Annotated in this window: 17 protein-coding genes; 10 read left to right on the top strand and 7 right to left on the bottom strand. The window is 34.5% G+C overall.

Annotation, left to right across the window (positions count from 1 at the left end; genetic code table 11):
• Nucleotides 1-31: 31 nt before the first annotated feature.
• A complete protein-coding gene (gene gdhA, locus C1T31_RS01980) occupies nucleotides 32-1,375 on the bottom strand; it encodes an NADP-specific glutamate dehydrogenase (RefSeq protein WP_103050776.1) in 1,344 nt (447 codons plus the stop codon).
• 277 nt (nucleotides 1,376-1,652) lie between these two features.
• On the opposite strand from gdhA, the gene C1T31_RS01975 reads away from it, so the two are divergent.
• A complete protein-coding gene (locus tag C1T31_RS01975; protein ID WP_449404439.1) occupies nucleotides 1,653-2,384 on the top strand; it encodes a THC0290_0291 family protein in 732 nt (243 codons plus the stop codon).
• Between the two features lie 75 nt (nucleotides 2,385-2,459).
• On the opposite strand, the gene C1T31_RS01970 is transcribed toward C1T31_RS01975, so the two are convergent.
• Nucleotides 2,460-3,599, bottom strand: a complete 1,140-nt coding sequence (locus C1T31_RS01970; protein ID WP_103050774.1) for a cystathionine gamma-synthase — start codon at nucleotides 3,597-3,599, stop codon at nucleotides 2,460-2,462.
• 91 nt (nucleotides 3,600-3,690) lie between these two features.
• On the opposite strand from C1T31_RS01970, the gene C1T31_RS01965 reads away from it, so the two are divergent.
• Complete coding sequence (locus tag C1T31_RS01965; protein ID WP_103050773.1) at nucleotides 3,691-4,413, top strand: DUF3298 and DUF4163 domain-containing protein; 723 nt, start codon at nucleotides 3,691-3,693, stop codon at nucleotides 4,411-4,413.
• Here C1T31_RS01965 and C1T31_RS01960 read toward each other — a convergent pair whose 3' ends face one another.
• Nucleotides 4,414-4,869, bottom strand: a complete 456-nt coding sequence (locus tag C1T31_RS01960) for a DinB family protein (RefSeq protein WP_103050772.1) — start codon at nucleotides 4,867-4,869, stop codon at nucleotides 4,414-4,416.
• Between the two features lie 70 nt (nucleotides 4,870-4,939).
• Between C1T31_RS01960 and C1T31_RS01955 the strand changes: the two genes are divergently transcribed.
• Both C1T31_RS01955 and C1T31_RS01950 read left to right on the top strand, forming a co-directional pair.
• The gene (locus tag C1T31_RS01955; RefSeq protein WP_103050771.1) at nucleotides 4,940-5,296 is read left to right on the top strand and encodes an arsenate reductase family protein; all 357 of its coding nucleotides are present in this window, start codon (nucleotides 4,940-4,942) and stop codon (nucleotides 5,294-5,296) included.
• A complete protein-coding gene (locus C1T31_RS01950) occupies nucleotides 5,286-6,182 on the top strand; it encodes a DMT family transporter (protein ID WP_103050770.1) in 897 nt (298 codons plus the stop codon). The genes C1T31_RS01955 and C1T31_RS01950 overlap by 11 nt, the downstream gene beginning before the upstream one ends.
• On the opposite strand, the gene C1T31_RS01945 is transcribed toward C1T31_RS01950, so the two are convergent.
• Nucleotides 6,171-6,650: an acyl-CoA thioesterase gene (locus C1T31_RS01945; RefSeq protein ID WP_103050769.1), complete on the bottom strand. Its 480-nt coding sequence runs from the start codon at nucleotides 6,648-6,650 to the stop codon at nucleotides 6,171-6,173. The two genes, C1T31_RS01950 and C1T31_RS01945, sit on opposite strands and share 12 nt — an antisense overlap.
• A 112-nt stretch (nucleotides 6,651-6,762) precedes the next feature.
• Here C1T31_RS01945 and C1T31_RS01940 point away from each other — a divergent pair, with 112 nt between their 5' ends.
• From C1T31_RS01940 to nadD, 3 genes are read left to right on the top strand one after another with little or no spacing between them, the layout of a single operon-like run.
• On the top strand, nucleotides 6,763-7,620 hold the full coding sequence (locus C1T31_RS01940; RefSeq protein WP_103050768.1) for a YicC/YloC family endoribonuclease: 858 nt from the start codon (nucleotides 6,763-6,765) through the stop codon (nucleotides 7,618-7,620).
• 2 nt (nucleotides 7,621-7,622) lie between these two features.
• Complete coding sequence (gmk, locus tag C1T31_RS01935) at nucleotides 7,623-8,195, top strand: guanylate kinase (protein ID WP_103050767.1); 573 nt, start codon at nucleotides 7,623-7,625, stop codon at nucleotides 8,193-8,195.
• 6 nt (nucleotides 8,196-8,201) lie between these two features.
• Nucleotides 8,202-8,780: a nicotinate (nicotinamide) nucleotide adenylyltransferase gene (nadD, locus tag C1T31_RS01930; protein WP_103050766.1), complete on the top strand. Its 579-nt coding sequence runs from the start codon at nucleotides 8,202-8,204 to the stop codon at nucleotides 8,778-8,780.
• A gap of 46 nt (nucleotides 8,781-8,826) precedes the next feature.
• Here nadD and lysM read toward each other — a convergent pair whose 3' ends face one another.
• Complete coding sequence (lysM, locus tag C1T31_RS01925; protein ID WP_103050765.1) at nucleotides 8,827-9,324, bottom strand: peptidoglycan-binding protein LysM; 498 nt, start codon at nucleotides 9,322-9,324, stop codon at nucleotides 8,827-8,829.
• Between the two features lie 243 nt (nucleotides 9,325-9,567).
• Entirely contained in the window at nucleotides 9,568-10,509 is a 942-nt protein-coding gene (locus C1T31_RS01920; RefSeq protein ID WP_103050764.1) for a nicotinic acid mononucleotide adenyltransferase, read from the bottom strand.
• A gap of 131 nt (nucleotides 10,510-10,640) precedes the next feature.
• On the opposite strand from C1T31_RS01920, the gene C1T31_RS01915 reads away from it, so the two are divergent.
• From C1T31_RS01915 to C1T31_RS01905, 3 genes are all read left to right on the top strand, one after another.
• Nucleotides 10,641-11,642, top strand: coding sequence for an NAD(P)H-dependent glycerol-3-phosphate dehydrogenase (locus tag C1T31_RS01915; protein ID WP_103050763.1), 1,002 nt, complete (start codon nucleotides 10,641-10,643; stop codon nucleotides 11,640-11,642).
• Nucleotides 11,643-11,708: 66 nt separating this feature from the next.
• Entirely contained in the window at nucleotides 11,709-12,911 is a 1,203-nt protein-coding gene (locus C1T31_RS01910; RefSeq protein WP_103050762.1) for an AraC family transcriptional regulator, read from the top strand.
• A gap of 105 nt (nucleotides 12,912-13,016) precedes the next feature.
• Nucleotides 13,017-13,502 carry a YybH family protein gene (locus C1T31_RS01905; RefSeq protein ID WP_103050761.1) on the top strand — a complete coding sequence of 162 codons (486 nt, stop codon included), beginning with the start codon at nucleotides 13,017-13,019 and terminating at the stop codon, nucleotides 13,500-13,502.
• Between the two features lie 84 nt (nucleotides 13,503-13,586).
• Here the strand turns inward: C1T31_RS01905 and C1T31_RS01900 are convergent, their stop codons facing one another.
• Nucleotides 13,587-13,982 carry a hypothetical protein gene (locus C1T31_RS01900; RefSeq protein ID WP_103050760.1) on the bottom strand — a complete coding sequence of 132 codons (396 nt, stop codon included), beginning with the start codon at nucleotides 13,980-13,982 and terminating at the stop codon, nucleotides 13,587-13,589.
• Nucleotides 13,983-13,986: the final 4 nt, after the last annotated feature.

The raw sequence follows: 13,986 nt of genomic DNA, 5'->3' as shown, positions 1-13,986 counted from the left end.
GAAAGCTTCATATGAAAAAAATATTTGTGTTCTAGACCACTCCTTGAGCAATCATAGCATCTGCAACCTTAACAAAACCTGCAATATTGGCTCCTTTAACATAATCGATGTAGCCATCTTCTTCTTTACCATAGGTAACACAAGATTCATGAATATCATTCATGATTTGGTTGAGCTTGGCATCAACTTCCTCACGAGTCCAATTATATCGCAATGAGTTTTGGCTCATTTCTAAACCTGAAGTTGCAACACCTCCAGCATTAGATGCTTTTCCAGGTGAAAACAATACTTTAGCTTTTTGGAAAGCTTCAATGGCTTCTGGAGTTGTAGGCATATTGGCTCCCTCTGCGACTGCAATCACATTGTTTGAGATTAACGTTTTTGCCTCGTCTCCATTTAACTCATTTTGTGTTGCACATGGTAATGCTATATCGCAATTAACAGACCATGGTCTTTGTCCTTCAAAAAATGTCGCTGATGAATACTTATCTGCATACTCGCTAATTCTTCCGCGTTTAACATTTTTAAGGTCCATTATAAAGGCTAATTTATCTTCATCAATTCCTTCTGGATCATGCACATACCCAGAAGAATCAGACATGGTAACAACTTTAGCTCCTAATTGGGTAGCTTTTTCGCAAGCAAATTGTGCAACATTCCCAGAACCTGAAATCACTACAGTCTTACCTTCAAAAGAATCTCCTTTTGTAGCAAGCATATTTTTGGCAAAGTAAACACATCCATAACCAGTCGCTTCAGGTCTAATCAATGATCCTCCATATGACAATCCTTTTCCGGTTAATACTCCCGTAAACTCATTTCTCAATCGTTTGTACTGACCAAACATATAGCCAATCTCTCTGGCACCTACACCTATATCCCCGGCTGGAACATCCGTATTAGCACCTATATGTCTAAATAATTCCGTCATAAATGATTGACAGAATCGCATAACTTCATTATCACTCTTTCCTTTAGGATTAAAATCACTTCCTCCTTTTCCACCACCCATTGGCAACGTAGTTAATGAGTTTTTAAATACCTGTTCAAACCCTAAAAATTTAAGTATGCTCAAGTTTACTGATGGATGAAAACGTAGTCCTCCTTTGTAGGGCCCTATGGCTGAATTAAATTCAACTCTAAAACCTCTGTTAACTTGAGTATTTCCTTCATCATCTATCCATGGTACTCTAAAGATTATTGTTCGCTCTGGTTCAACCATGCGTTCCAATAACATTTTTCCTTTATATTGAGGGTTGTTTTCAATAAACGGTATCACAGTTTCTGCAACTTCATGAACAGCTTGTAAAAATTCTGGTTCATGGTTATCTTTTAATTTTACAGAATCTAGAAAAGCATTAATTTTTTCCTTCATTTTCTTGAGTTTTAAGAAATATAAAAATATTGTGAAATTTTATGGGCACAAATATACATTATCTTTAAAAAAGAAATGTCTTTTTTTTATTTTTCGTAATATGGTTGGTAATAATTATTTATTCGTTAATTTGTCTCATATCTTGCTGGATTTCAATAATTAATTTGGTAGGTAAAGTCGTTTTTTTATATTTGTTAACCGTTTGCTCTAAATTATTGAAAGTAATACTATGTTCAATTTGAAAAAATTAACCATAATCTTAATCTTTTTTGCAGGAATGCAAATGGGATTTTCTCAACTAGGGTTTTCTCATGAAATTGGTGCTATTGTAGGTCCCGTTCAATTTAGATCAGACTTTGGTGTTAGAAATAACGATGAAACAAATTTTGGTAATTCTGGTATTGGAATTGGTTTGATTCACTACATAAATTTTGCCTACAGAGCAGATTGTAATTGTTACTCTACAGACACCTATTTTAACGACCATTTTAAATTGCGAAGTGAAATTTCTTATAACACTACTAAACTAGACCATTTTGGTCAGTGGCAAGCTGGAACATCGGATAATGCCGAAAGGTTGAGAAAACACAAAGGTGAAGCCAATAACTTTGATATTGGTATGCAATTGGAATATTTTCCTTTGAGTATCCGCTCTTTTCAAGCTTTCAGTTATAGAATTGCACCTTTTGTAAGTTTAGGAGCACACTATACTTCATACAACCCTAAAGCTTCTACAACATATGGAACTCAAACCATTGCAGATCCCAACAACTTTTGGAGCCATTGGGAACCAGGATCAATTAACCCTGATTCAGGAAGTACATGGTCTGTGGTTACCAGTATTGGCGCGCGATATAAATTGACCAAATTGTCCGACTTAATGTTGGATTTAAGATGGCAATACTACTTTAGTGATTGGATTGATGGTTTGAATCATCAATTAAGTTCTAACAAACATAATGATTGGCTGGTTTGGCTGAATTTTGGCTATATCTATTATCTAGATTAACATCTGAAAATAAACAAAAAAGCCCTAGAAAATTTTCTAGGGCTTTTTTGTTTGGTTCTTTTAATTAGAACAATACTATCCAATTGCTTGTTTTAAATCGGCAATTAAATCGTGTATATCTTCAATTCCAACACTCAAACGAATGAGTGAATCTACAACACCTGTTTTTTCACGTTCTTCTTTAGGAATACTGGCATGTGTCATACTCGCTGGATGTCCCGCCAAGGATTCGACACCACCCAATGATTCTGCCAATGTAAATATTTTAAGCTTTTCAACAATTTTGATCGCTTCTTCAAAATTATTCCCTTTGGTTGTAAATGAAATCATGCCTCCAAAATCGTTCATTTGCTCTTTTGCGACGTTATGATTGGGATGGTTTTCAAAACCTGGCCAATAGACCTTTTCAACTTTTGGATGGGAATTCAAGTATTCAGCAATAGCTCTACCGTTTTCACAATGACGTTGCATTCGGATATGTAATGTTTTTATGCCTCTTAAAACCAAAAAACTATCTTGTGGACCACAAACAGCTCCACTGGCATTTTGAATAAAATATAATTTGTCAGCCAAGTCTTTATCTTTGACCACTAGGGCTCCCATAACCACATCACTGTGTCCCCCTAAATACTTGGTTGCTGAATGCATAACTATATCAGCGCCCAAGTCTAGTGGTTGTTGCAAATATGGTGTTGCAAATGTATTATCAACAGCCAACAACAGATTGTGCTTTTTAGCTATTTGAGAACAGGCTTTTATATCAATAATATTCATCATGGGATTGGTTGGCGTTTCCACCCAGATGAGTTTGGTATTGCTGTTAATATAGTTTTCAATATTATGCGCATTTTCCATGCCTACAAAATGAAACTTGATACCGAACTTTTTAAAAATTGAAGTAAACAATCTATAGGAACCACCATATAAATCATTGGTCGAAACAACCTCATCACCAGGTTCTAGCAACTTAATAACTGCATCAATGGCTGCCAATCCAGAACCAAACGCCAATCCATAGTTACCATTTTCAATACTTGCGAAGGCATTTTCCAAAGCTTGCCTTGTTGGATTATGCGTTCTGGAATATTCAAACCCTTTGTGCCCTCCAGGTGTGCTTTGCGCGTAAGTTGATGTTTGATAGATAGGTGGCATGACAGCACCATAAGCTGGGTCATGTTTCTGGCCACCATGTATTGTTTTTGTATTAAATTTCATAAATAATTGTTCTTTTGCACAAAGTTATATTTTAATTCGGTCTATTCAAATGCAATAACTATCTTTAATAGAAGATTAACAGGAAGTCATTATGCGAAGTTTTTTAATTGTAATTATACTATCAACTTACTCATTACTGAACCTTTCATGTGCTGAAGAAAAATCTTCAACTTTATTTAATGAAGTAAACATGACTACCCCTGAAAACAATCTGGTTGAAATATTTGTTCCTAAAGCAAAAGGCAATAACTCTGTATCTGAAAAAATAAATTCTAAAATAAACGAGTCAATCATAGCTTCTTTGCAAATTGGCGACCCGGAACCGGTTAATTCAAAATCTGTTGAAGAAAGCATCACTAATTTCAACAATGAGTATATAAAATTTAAAAATGAATTTCCAGAAAGCCCCATGGTTTGGGAAGCTCAAATTGATGGTGAAGTTTCCTATCAATCGGAGTCTTTAATATCCATTGCCATAACGAGTTATTTGAATACTGGAGGAGCCCATGGTATTTTAACAATTAGGTTTTTAAATTTTGATACGCTCACGGGAGACATCATTTCCAATAACGATTTGTTTTCTAATTTTTCTGCTTTTGAAGAATTGGCCAAAAATCATTTTAATAAAGAGATAGCTGACAAAAAAGAAGATTATTTTGATCCTGATAATTTCACCCTTCCAGCGAATATAGGATTTGATGACGATGGCCTTATATTATTTTATAACACCTATGAAATTGCACCTTATTCTTCAGGCATTACTGAAATTCACATGGCCTATGATGAAATAGATGCGCTATTAGCCTACAAGTAATTAAACAAACTTCCTTAAGGATAATATAATACCTAAATGTATGCCTTCGTGATAACAGTTAAAGTCGATGGCTTCCTCCACATTTGTTAATGTGCTTTTGGTTGTGACAGTATATTCATTGAATTGTTGAAACACCTTGTTGTTGTAGTCTTCTTTCGTTTTTTCTATGGTAGAAAATAACAAATTTTTAATGGCATCAACTTCAGCTTGAGATAAATCCCTTTCAGGTTTGGTTCCTTTTTTAAATAGTTCAATCAGCTCTTCAGAAACAATGCAAGGCAACCCAGATAATCTATAAACCAGTAACTGCTGTGTGACGATGGTGTGTGCAATATTCCATATCAGGTTATTGCTAAACCCATCAGGTATTTTATTGAGTTGTTGTAAAGTATAATTATCTAGAATAGATTCCAATAATTTTCTATTCTTAATCGAAACATCAAACGCCCAATCCATAGTTTATTTTTGCTTAAAATTAACCAAAATTCTTTTAAAATGGATTTACTTTGCACCATATTAATGTGATATGAAAAAAGTATACTATCTTAAAACATGCAGTACCTGCATTCGTATTTTGAAAGATTTGAATCTACCAGAAGATTTTGAATTACAGGACATCAAAACAGAGCCTATAACAGTTAAACAGGTAGAGGAAATGCAACAAATTTCGGGTAGTTATGAATCCCTTTTTAGTAAACGTGCTAAGTTGTACAAGGAAATGGATTTAAAAAATGCCGACCTAAAAGAGGCCGATTACAAACATTATATCTTGGATCATTATACCTTTTTAAGTCGTCCTGTCATTATCATTGACAATCAAATATTCATAGGCAACTCCAAAAAAACGGTCGAACAAGTTAAAAACGCCTTAAGTGGGAAATAACCGTCTTTTTGCATTATTTGCTGCCTTTATGGTTCAAGTTATTTATGGACTGACTTTCACATTTGCAAATGATGTCATTGACGATGGTTACATAAAACCCTATGGTTTTATCCTTTTACGAATTATTGGGGCAACCATTCTTTTTTGGATATTGAGTTTATTCACCCCAACCGAAAAAATTGATCGAAAGGATTATTTTAAGTTTTTCATTGCATCGATTTTTGGTATAGCCTTAAACATGCTTACTTTCTTTAAAGGCTTTGAATTTACGACACCTATACATGCTTCGGTAATCATGACAGTTGTGCCCATTGTTGTGTTGGTCTTATCGGCTGTTTTCCTCAAGGAACGCATCACCCATTTAAAATTTATCGGGATATTGTTAGGGTTTTCAGGTGCAATTGTGTTGAGTATTTACGGCAGATCTACCCAAGCTGGGGACAATATATTATTAGGAAATACTTTAGTGTTTATTAATGCTGTTTCATACAGTATCTATTTAATCCTCATTAAGAAAATTACTGACAAATACCATCCTTTTACATTTATTCGTTGGCTGTTTTTATTTGGGCTAATTATGGTGACCCCTTTCGGCTATGGAGAACTTTCTGAAGTTGTATGGACATCATTCCCTCCATATATTATTTTCTCTGTTGCTTTTGTCATCCTTGGGGCAACATTTGCCACTTACCTTTTAAACCCGTTAGCGTTAAGACAATTAAAAGCTTCAACAGTCAGTACGTTTTTGTACATACAACCCGTTATAGCTGGAATATTTGCCATTATTATGGGAAGTGACACTATAAATGGCATTAAGCTCATTGCTGCTTTGTTAATCTTTATTGGTGTATACTTGGTAACAAAAAAACCAGCACTAAAAAGTTAAGTCTATCGGTCTTTTTTGGTTTTTGCGTGTGTCTTCTTTTGTTAAAACCTTAAAATCTTTTGATTTTGGAAACTGTTTGGCACAAGCCATAAGTTCTTCATTCAATTTTGTCAATTTTCTAGTCTTAAAATTCATCCATGCACCAAGCATTTCACAATGGGCAATATTCTTTCCTTCTTTGTCATAAAAATTGTGCTCAATACTAAAAAACATACCATCCTCACTCAAACCTGTGACCTCCAAACCAACGGTAATGGGATCACCAATATGCGCTTCCTTAAAATAATAAATGTGCTCATTAAAAACGATAGGAGCGAGTTCATGTTTGGCTATTTCATTTAGAGAAAACCCAAATTCTTCAAAAAAAGCCATACGTGTATGACTCATAAAATTCATATAGGAAGCATTTGCCAAATGCATATTAGCATCCAAATCATTCCAACGTATTTCAAATTCTTTTGTAAACATTCTTTATTTTTTAGGTTTCAAAAATACAATTAATAGGTCATAATGCATTAAACGGAAATCTGTTTTCAAAACATACAGTTTTGGTTACCTTTGTAGGACTTTAAATAAGCTTATGATACATTCAATGACAGGATATGGTAAATCTGTTTTACAGTTACCTACCAAAAAGATAACCATAGAGATTAAATCACTAAATAGTAAAAACCTGGATTTGAATGCACGAATGCCTTCTGTGTATCGTGAAAAAGAATTAAGTCTTCGGAAACTTATTGGTAATCAGTTGGAACGTGGTAAAATTGATTTTTCAATTTATGTGGAAATGACAGGGGAAGAAACCTCAACTCAATTGAACAAACCAGTAGTCCAACAATACATCAAACAGCTTAAAGAGGTTGTAAATGGTGATGAGACCGAATTGTTAAAAATGGCTGTGAGATTTCCTGATGCACTGAATACCGAACGAGATGATATTGATGAAGACGAATGGAAGGTCATTTCCGAAGGTGTGCTTGATGCCTTAAAACGTATAGACAATTATCGCTTGGATGAAGGTAAGGCGCTAGAAACCGACTTTAGAAATCGCATACAAAATATCAATGAACTTTTAGATGCAGTTATCACTATGGACCCTGAACGTATCGTGGCTGTTCGTGAGCGCCTGCGTAAAGGAATAGAAGAGCTTAAGGAAAAGGTTGATGAAAATCGATTCGAACAAGAATTGGTGTATTATATTGAAAAATTTGATATCACCGAAGAAAAAGTACGCCTTAAAAACCATCTCGACTATTTCATAAAATCATTGGACTCTGCAGATTCCAACGGTAAAAAACTCGGATTTATTGGACAAGAAATTGGACGAGAAATCAATACCATAGGTTCTAAAAGTAATTATGCGCCCATGCAAAAATTAGTAGTTCAAATGAAAGATGAGCTTGAAAAAATTAAGGAACAATTATTGAACGTGTTGTAAATATGAAGAAAGGTAAGTTAATTGTATTTTCAGCACCATCAGGTTCAGGTAAAACGACCATAGTCAGACATTTATTGGGAATTGACGATCTTAATCTGGAATTCTCTATTTCTGCAACATCCCGTGAAAAACGCGGTGAGGAAGTTGATGGCAAGGATTATTACTTTTTAAGTTCAAAGGAATTCAAAAACAAAATTAAAAACGATGCGTTTTTGGAATGGGAAGAAGTCTACAGAGACAATTTTTACGGTACTTTAAAAACCGAAGTTGAGCGCATTTGGTCTCATGGCAAACATGTTATTTTTGATATTGACGTGTCAGGAGGATTACGCATCAAACGTAAATTTCCCAGTGAGACACTAGCTGTCTTTGTAAAGCCGCCGAGCATTGATGAGTTAAAAATCAGACTTAAAAAACGTAAAACAGAAAGTGCTGATAAAATCAATATGCGAATCGCCAAGGCATCAGCTGAATTAGCGACTGCACCACTTTTTGATGTGATTATTGAAAATGATAACCTAGATAAAGCATTAAAGGAAGCTGAAACCCTAGTTTCTGAATTTATAAATAGTTAAAGTACTATGAAAATTGGCCTTTACTTTGGAACCTTTAATCCCATTCATGTTGGTCATTTAATTATTGCCAACCATTTGGCTGAAAATAGCGATTTAGATCAGATTTGGTTGGTCGTTACACCTCAAAGTCCGTTTAAGAAAAAACAATCTTTGCTGGATAATTATCAAAGGCTGGAAATGGTCTATAGAGCCACAAAAGATTATGTGCGTTTAAAACCCAGCGATATTGAATTCAACTTACCTCAACCAAATTATACCATCAATACCTTAACATATTTGCAGGAAAAACATCCTGACTATGAGTTTTCTCTCATCATGGGAGAAGATAATTTGAAGAGTTTTCATAAATGGAAAAACTATGAACTCATATTAGAACACCATGATATTTACGTGTATCCCAGAATATCTGATGGAGCTGTAGAGACTCAATTTGATAATCACAATCGCATTCACCATATTGATGCACCTATTATTCAGTTATCGTCTACGTTCGTTCGAAAAGCTATTAAAGCGGGCCAAATTATTAGGCCTATGCTCCCTGAACATGTATGGGAATATGTGGATGAAATGAATTTTTATAAATAAAAAAAGCCAACTTTTCAGCTGGCTTCATTTTTATAATAAGTATTTATTAGTCTAACGCAGGAATACGTAACACTTGACCAGGATAAATTAAATCTGGATCTTTCAACATAGGTTTATTAGCTTCAAAAATCACAGGATACTTCATAGCGTTACCATAATAGGTTTTGGCTATTTTCCCTAACGTATCACCACTCACAACTGTATGAAACTGTGCTTCAGGTTCTGTATGCTCTACCGTCATTTGATCATCAACTGTAGCAATACCATTAGAGTTCCCTACAACTAAAACTACTTTTTCTTTTGTGGCTTGATCATATGCCATTCCAGTAACTGTAGCCATATCATCAACAATTTTGATGTCTAAATTCTCAACCTGTAGTTGTAAATCACTAACGGTTTCTTCTAACCGGCTGGCTGCAGCCTCTTCTCTACGTAGTTTTGCCGCTGCCGCATCTGCTGCTGCTTCGGCAGCTTCTTCAGCAGTAGTTTTACCTATTCCAAAAATTTTGGCTCCTGCATCTTTAATAAATGAAAATAATCCCATAATTCTCTTTGTTTGTTTTGTTATTAATTATTGTAAAGTTCAAAAAATTCTTTTGGAATTCCTATTGATTAATAGCCTTTTAAAATGAGAAACTGCCTGTTACTAGGTTTCGCAGACAGTTTCAACCAACCAAAAATCGTTATTCTAAACTAGAATTTTTAAAATGAATTCATCGTCAATTCTTCATTCTACATATTTTGACACAACTCTTAACCAAAGGTCACATATTATTTTAAATTTTTTTTAAACCCTATTATTTTCTCTTGGGTTATCTTGACGTTCGGCTTTAAACTTCCGCATTTTAGGCTTCTTGGTTTCCTTTCCTGCTGCATCACGCATAAATTGTATGTAACCACGTCCTGTAAACTCATATGTAGTCTGCGAAGAAATATGGTAAAGTTCTATTTTGGCATCGTTCAGAACTGTTAATTCAAAATGTTCATTTCCAAAATAATCATAGTCCAGCGTCAACGTCTTCATATACATATTACCAGGAATATTGTTCACACCATAAACACCTGTATAATCCCAATAAATGTTGTTTATGTTACCAACATTCACATCCTGCGAGCTTCTAAACTCCGAATCATTACCTCCAGCCAAAAACTGTAAATAGTTTTCGTAATCAAAATCATTTACGGTTCCAGTAGCACTGGTATAGGTTTTTTCCCATGCACGGTACTCCTGCAAGAAATAGTGAATGTTATCATAAAACACAAAATCATAATCAAAAGTCGCACGCTGATACCCGACCAAAAAGTATGAGGTATCATTGTTTGGGTTATAGAGTTCAATAGTATTGTTATTAATTTGATATACATCAAATGTTTGATATCCATCAATAATATGGTACACATCCAAAATCATGTTGTAGGCATCATAAGTGCCAATTTGAATACCGTAGCCGTTACCTTGACTACCAATACCCACCAAATTATTGTTAGCGAACACGTTTCCATTTCTAAACGATACTGTAAAGGCCATTTGTAAAAATGGTGTTTCACCATATCCTAGAGTTTCATTAATATCAACGTACCACAACTCATAAGAATTTAATAACTGATTCAAAGAAATTGAAGACGTTGGTTGCGGATTATATCCATCAACTATTATCTCTTCTGTATAGCAAGACGTAAATAGTGTTGCCGATACTGCAAATACCAAAAGTAGTTTTAAAGTCTTCATAAGCTTTCATTTTAACGTTATTGATTTACAGAATTCAAAACACGTGCCAAAATCAAAATGCTTCTTCTGTAGGATAGTTTCTAAAGCGGCTTTTTTTATGTATTTTTGACTTGAATATTAATTTAAAATTCATGGATAAACCTTTAAAGTACGCGGTATTTGGAGCAGGAAGCTGGGCAACAGCAATCGTCAAAATGTTATCGGAAAATTTAGAGGAAGTTGGTTGGTACATGCGTAGTGTTTATACTAAAGAACACATTTTAAAAGAGTACCACAACCCAAGTTATTTGAGTTCGGTAGAGTTTAAAGTGGATCAACTTAAGTTGAGCAATGATATAAACGAAATGGCAACCTATGCCGATGTGTTAATATTTGTGATTCCCTCGGCTTTTATGCACAGTGAACTAGAAAAACTAACCGTTGACATTACAGGTAAGATTGTCGTTTCAGCCGTAAAGGGTATTATTCCAGAATCGGGCTTATTGGTTGGTGAACACTTCCATGACATTTATAACATTCCTTTTGAAAACATCGCTGTTATTGCAGGTCCTTGCCATGCCGAGGAAGTCGCCTTGGAGCGTTTATCATACCTCACTATTTCATGTGCAGATGCCAACAAGGCTAAAGCTATTGCTAAAAACCTATCCAGCGACTATATAAAGACCAAAATAAGCGACGATATCATTGGTACTGAATATGCCGTGATGCTTAAAAATATTTATGCTATTGCTGCCGGAATTGCCCATGGCTTGGGATATGGTGATAATTTTCAGAGTGTTTTGATGAGCAACGCCATACGCGAAATGAAGCGTTTTATTAAGAAAATGCACAAAATGAAACGTAACATTAACAACTCGGCTTATTTGGGTGACTTACTGGTTACGGGTTACTCGGTGTTTTCTAGAAACCGTATGTTTGGTAATATGATAGGTAAAGGCTATACCGTAAAAAGTGCCATGATGGAAATGAATATGGTAGCCGAAGGCTATTATGCTACCAAAAGTGCCCATTTACTCAACGAAAAGAACAAAAAGAAAACCCGATTGCCTATTATTAATGCGGTTTATGATATCCTTTATGATGGAAAGGATGCCAAAAAGGTATTTAAAAAGCTAACTGAGAAGTTGGATTGATTTAGTTGAAATTGTCATCAATTAGTTCCGATTTCTTATTCCTCTGGTATAAGTAAGTTGATTATTATGAAGCCAAGAACTAATTATACAAAAAGCGGTGAGTTTAATATAGCTTATCAAGTAGTTGGAAATGGTCCCGTTGATATTATATATATACCTGGGTGGGTTTCCAATATTGATATGATGTGGTCTGAACCAAGACTTGCAGGTTTTCTAACCCGACTCACTTTGTTTTCAAGGTTAATATTGTTTGATAAAAGGGGTACAGGACTATCGGATCGCACAGACGAATATTCCACGATGGAAGAACGAATGGATGATATAAACGCAGTCATGAAAGCAACGAATTGTGAAAAAGCATTTCTATTCAGTCATTCAGAAGGTGGTTCAGTTAGTTTATTATTCTCATTATACTATCCAGAAAAGACTTTAGGGGTCATTGGATTTGGAATATTTGCCAAAAGAAGATATTCCGAAGACTATCCTTGGGCACCAACAGATGCAGAGCGAGAAATTTCAAATAAATTAATCGAGGAAAATTGGGCTCATGGTAATCTAGATGAACTTCGAACACTTGTACCATCCCTTGCACATGACACAAAGTTCATGGATTGGCTTGCTAGTTATCTGCGTTCAGGGGGAAGTCCAAAAGCGGCTTTGATTCTACATAAACAATGTACATTTATTGATGTAACAGATGAATTGACCTCAATAAAAGTCCCCACTCTTTTGCTGTTTAGAAAAGGTGATATTGAAATCCGAGTAGAAGAAGGTAGATATATAGCTGAACGTATTACAAATTCTAAATTGGTTGAGTTTGAAGGTCAAGATCACTTGTTCTGGACAGGCGATACATTTCCCATTTTAGCAGAAATAGAAGAGTTTATAACAGGTATTCGCCCAGACCAACAAGAGTTTCAAAACTCCAATTTAAAAACTTATAGAACAAAAATTGATATTGAAGAAATCATGTCAAAAAATTTCTTGTATAATCTAAAGGTCGAAGAGTTTGCAAAATTATGTGGTAGAAGTCTTTCAGCCTTTAAGAGAGATTTTAAAAACAAATTCAATACTACACCTTCAAAATGGATTAAAATAAAGCGTCTTGAATATTCCAAGCGACTTCTTGTTGAAAGTGATTTAAATATTAATCAAGTATGCTATGAATGCGGTTTTGTAAATTCATCACATTATATTCAGTCCTTTAAAAAACATTACGATATTTCTCCCCACCAATTTCGAACGACTCATTCTGTTCCTAATATTTGATTAAATTATTTGGACGTTTTAGAATATTTTTTGAACTTTTCTGAAAGTCCTTTGTATTTGATTTTGATGAATTTTACTAAACTAATTTAATCAAAACAGTACATTATGAAAGCAAATTTAACGTTCTCGCTATTTATAACATTAGGATTATTCATTGCTAACTGCCATGCACAAGTGGACTTAATAAATGATGAATTTCCAGCAGCTAAACAAGAAGTTATGGAAACTTTTGGTGCTATTGCACAGAGCATAAAGGATAAAGATTTAGATAAACTCATTTCATTTCATGCATATGGCCCAAAGTTCACTGAATTTAAAAATGGAGAGCCACGTAATGGAGATATTGCAAACGAAGCTCATGAAAGAAGTGTGTTTGGTTCAGTCTCTGAAGTTATAAAATTTGATGCCAAAGATTTAAAAATAGCTGTATATGGTGATGTAGCAAACCTAACTTTTCATTCAGATTTTCATTTAAAATTTGGTGAAGATTTAGTGATTGTAAATGATCAAATCACCTTATTGTTTGTTAAAACCAAGGATGGGTGGAAAATGGTTCATGAACATCACTCACCATTAAAACCAGTGGAATAATTTTTTAAAACTCTATTGGTTTTACAAAAGGCAATTTGTCTCATAAATCAAGTTGCCTTTGATTTTTAGTTCAAAAATCAGTAATTACTTCACCAACACCCCTTTTTCCTGCATTAATGGTATGGTTTGCAGGGCATTTTTGTTAATGGTATTTTTTCTAAACAAGTAGGTTTTATCATACATGGTATTGCCTTCAAAAAAAGTGACTTTAAACTCGTTGTTGAGTTTTAAAACCGCTTCTTGTAAGTATTCTATTTTGGCATAGCTTCTGGCCGGCAGCATTTTGATGGTATGACGTATAACAGGCGTTATTTTATCTTCACTATAACCTTTGGTGGCAATTAAAACGGTATCTAAATCTACATCCTTGTTGTTGATGATATAGGCATTCCAATCCTGCGTCTGGTGTTCTTTGTTGAACTCGTTAACTACAGCTACATAAACGTCGGTAACTTTTGGAATTTGGATGTCTTTTTTCATGCGG

The organism is Hanstruepera neustonica, assembly GCF_002895005.1.
Classification (GTDB): domain Bacteria; phylum Bacteroidota; class Bacteroidia; order Flavobacteriales; family Flavobacteriaceae; genus Hanstruepera; species Hanstruepera neustonica.
This window is presented reverse-complemented; position numbering and strand designations above follow the sequence as displayed.

Bases quoted from the DNA above. Each gene is read 5' to 3' on its own strand.
- gdhA (WP_103050776.1), bottom strand. From the start codon at position 1,375: ATGAAGGAAAAAATTAATGCTTTTCTAGATTCTGTAAAATTAAAAGAT.
- C1T31_RS01975 (WP_449404439.1), top strand. From the start codon at position 1,653: ATGCAAATGGGATTTTCTCAACTAGGGTTTTCTCATGAAATTGGTGCT.
- C1T31_RS01970 (WP_103050774.1), bottom strand. From the start codon at position 3,599: ATGAAATTTAATACAAAAACAATACATGGTGGCCAGAAACATGACCCA.
- C1T31_RS01965 (WP_103050773.1), top strand. From the start codon at position 3,691: ATGCGAAGTTTTTTAATTGTAATTATACTATCAACTTACTCATTACTG.
- C1T31_RS01960 (WP_103050772.1), bottom strand. From the start codon at position 4,869: ATGGATTGGGCGTTTGATGTTTCGATTAAGAATAGAAAATTATTGGAA.
- C1T31_RS01955 (WP_103050771.1), top strand. From the start codon at position 4,940: ATGAAAAAAGTATACTATCTTAAAACATGCAGTACCTGCATTCGTATT.
- C1T31_RS01945 (WP_103050769.1), bottom strand. From the start codon at position 6,650: ATGTTTACAAAAGAATTTGAAATACGTTGGAATGATTTGGATGCTAAT.
- C1T31_RS01940 (WP_103050768.1), top strand. From the start codon at position 6,763: ATGATACATTCAATGACAGGATATGGTAAATCTGTTTTACAGTTACCT.
- gmk (WP_103050767.1), top strand. From the start codon at position 7,623: ATGAAGAAAGGTAAGTTAATTGTATTTTCAGCACCATCAGGTTCAGGT.
- nadD (WP_103050766.1), top strand. From the start codon at position 8,202: ATGAAAATTGGCCTTTACTTTGGAACCTTTAATCCCATTCATGTTGGT.
- lysM (WP_103050765.1), bottom strand. From the start codon at position 9,324: ATGGGATTATTTTCATTTATTAAAGATGCAGGAGCCAAAATTTTTGGA.
- C1T31_RS01920 (WP_103050764.1), bottom strand. From the start codon at position 10,509: ATGAAGACTTTAAAACTACTTTTGGTATTTGCAGTATCGGCAACACTA.
- C1T31_RS01915 (WP_103050763.1), top strand. From the start codon at position 10,641: ATGGATAAACCTTTAAAGTACGCGGTATTTGGAGCAGGAAGCTGGGCA.
- C1T31_RS01910 (WP_103050762.1), top strand. From the start codon at position 11,709: ATGAAGCCAAGAACTAATTATACAAAAAGCGGTGAGTTTAATATAGCT.
- C1T31_RS01905 (WP_103050761.1), top strand. From the start codon at position 13,017: ATGAAAGCAAATTTAACGTTCTCGCTATTTATAACATTAGGATTATTC.
- C1T31_RS01900 (WP_103050760.1), bottom strand. From the start codon at position 13,982: ATGAAAAAAGACATCCAAATTCCAAAAGTTACCGACGTTTATGTAGCT.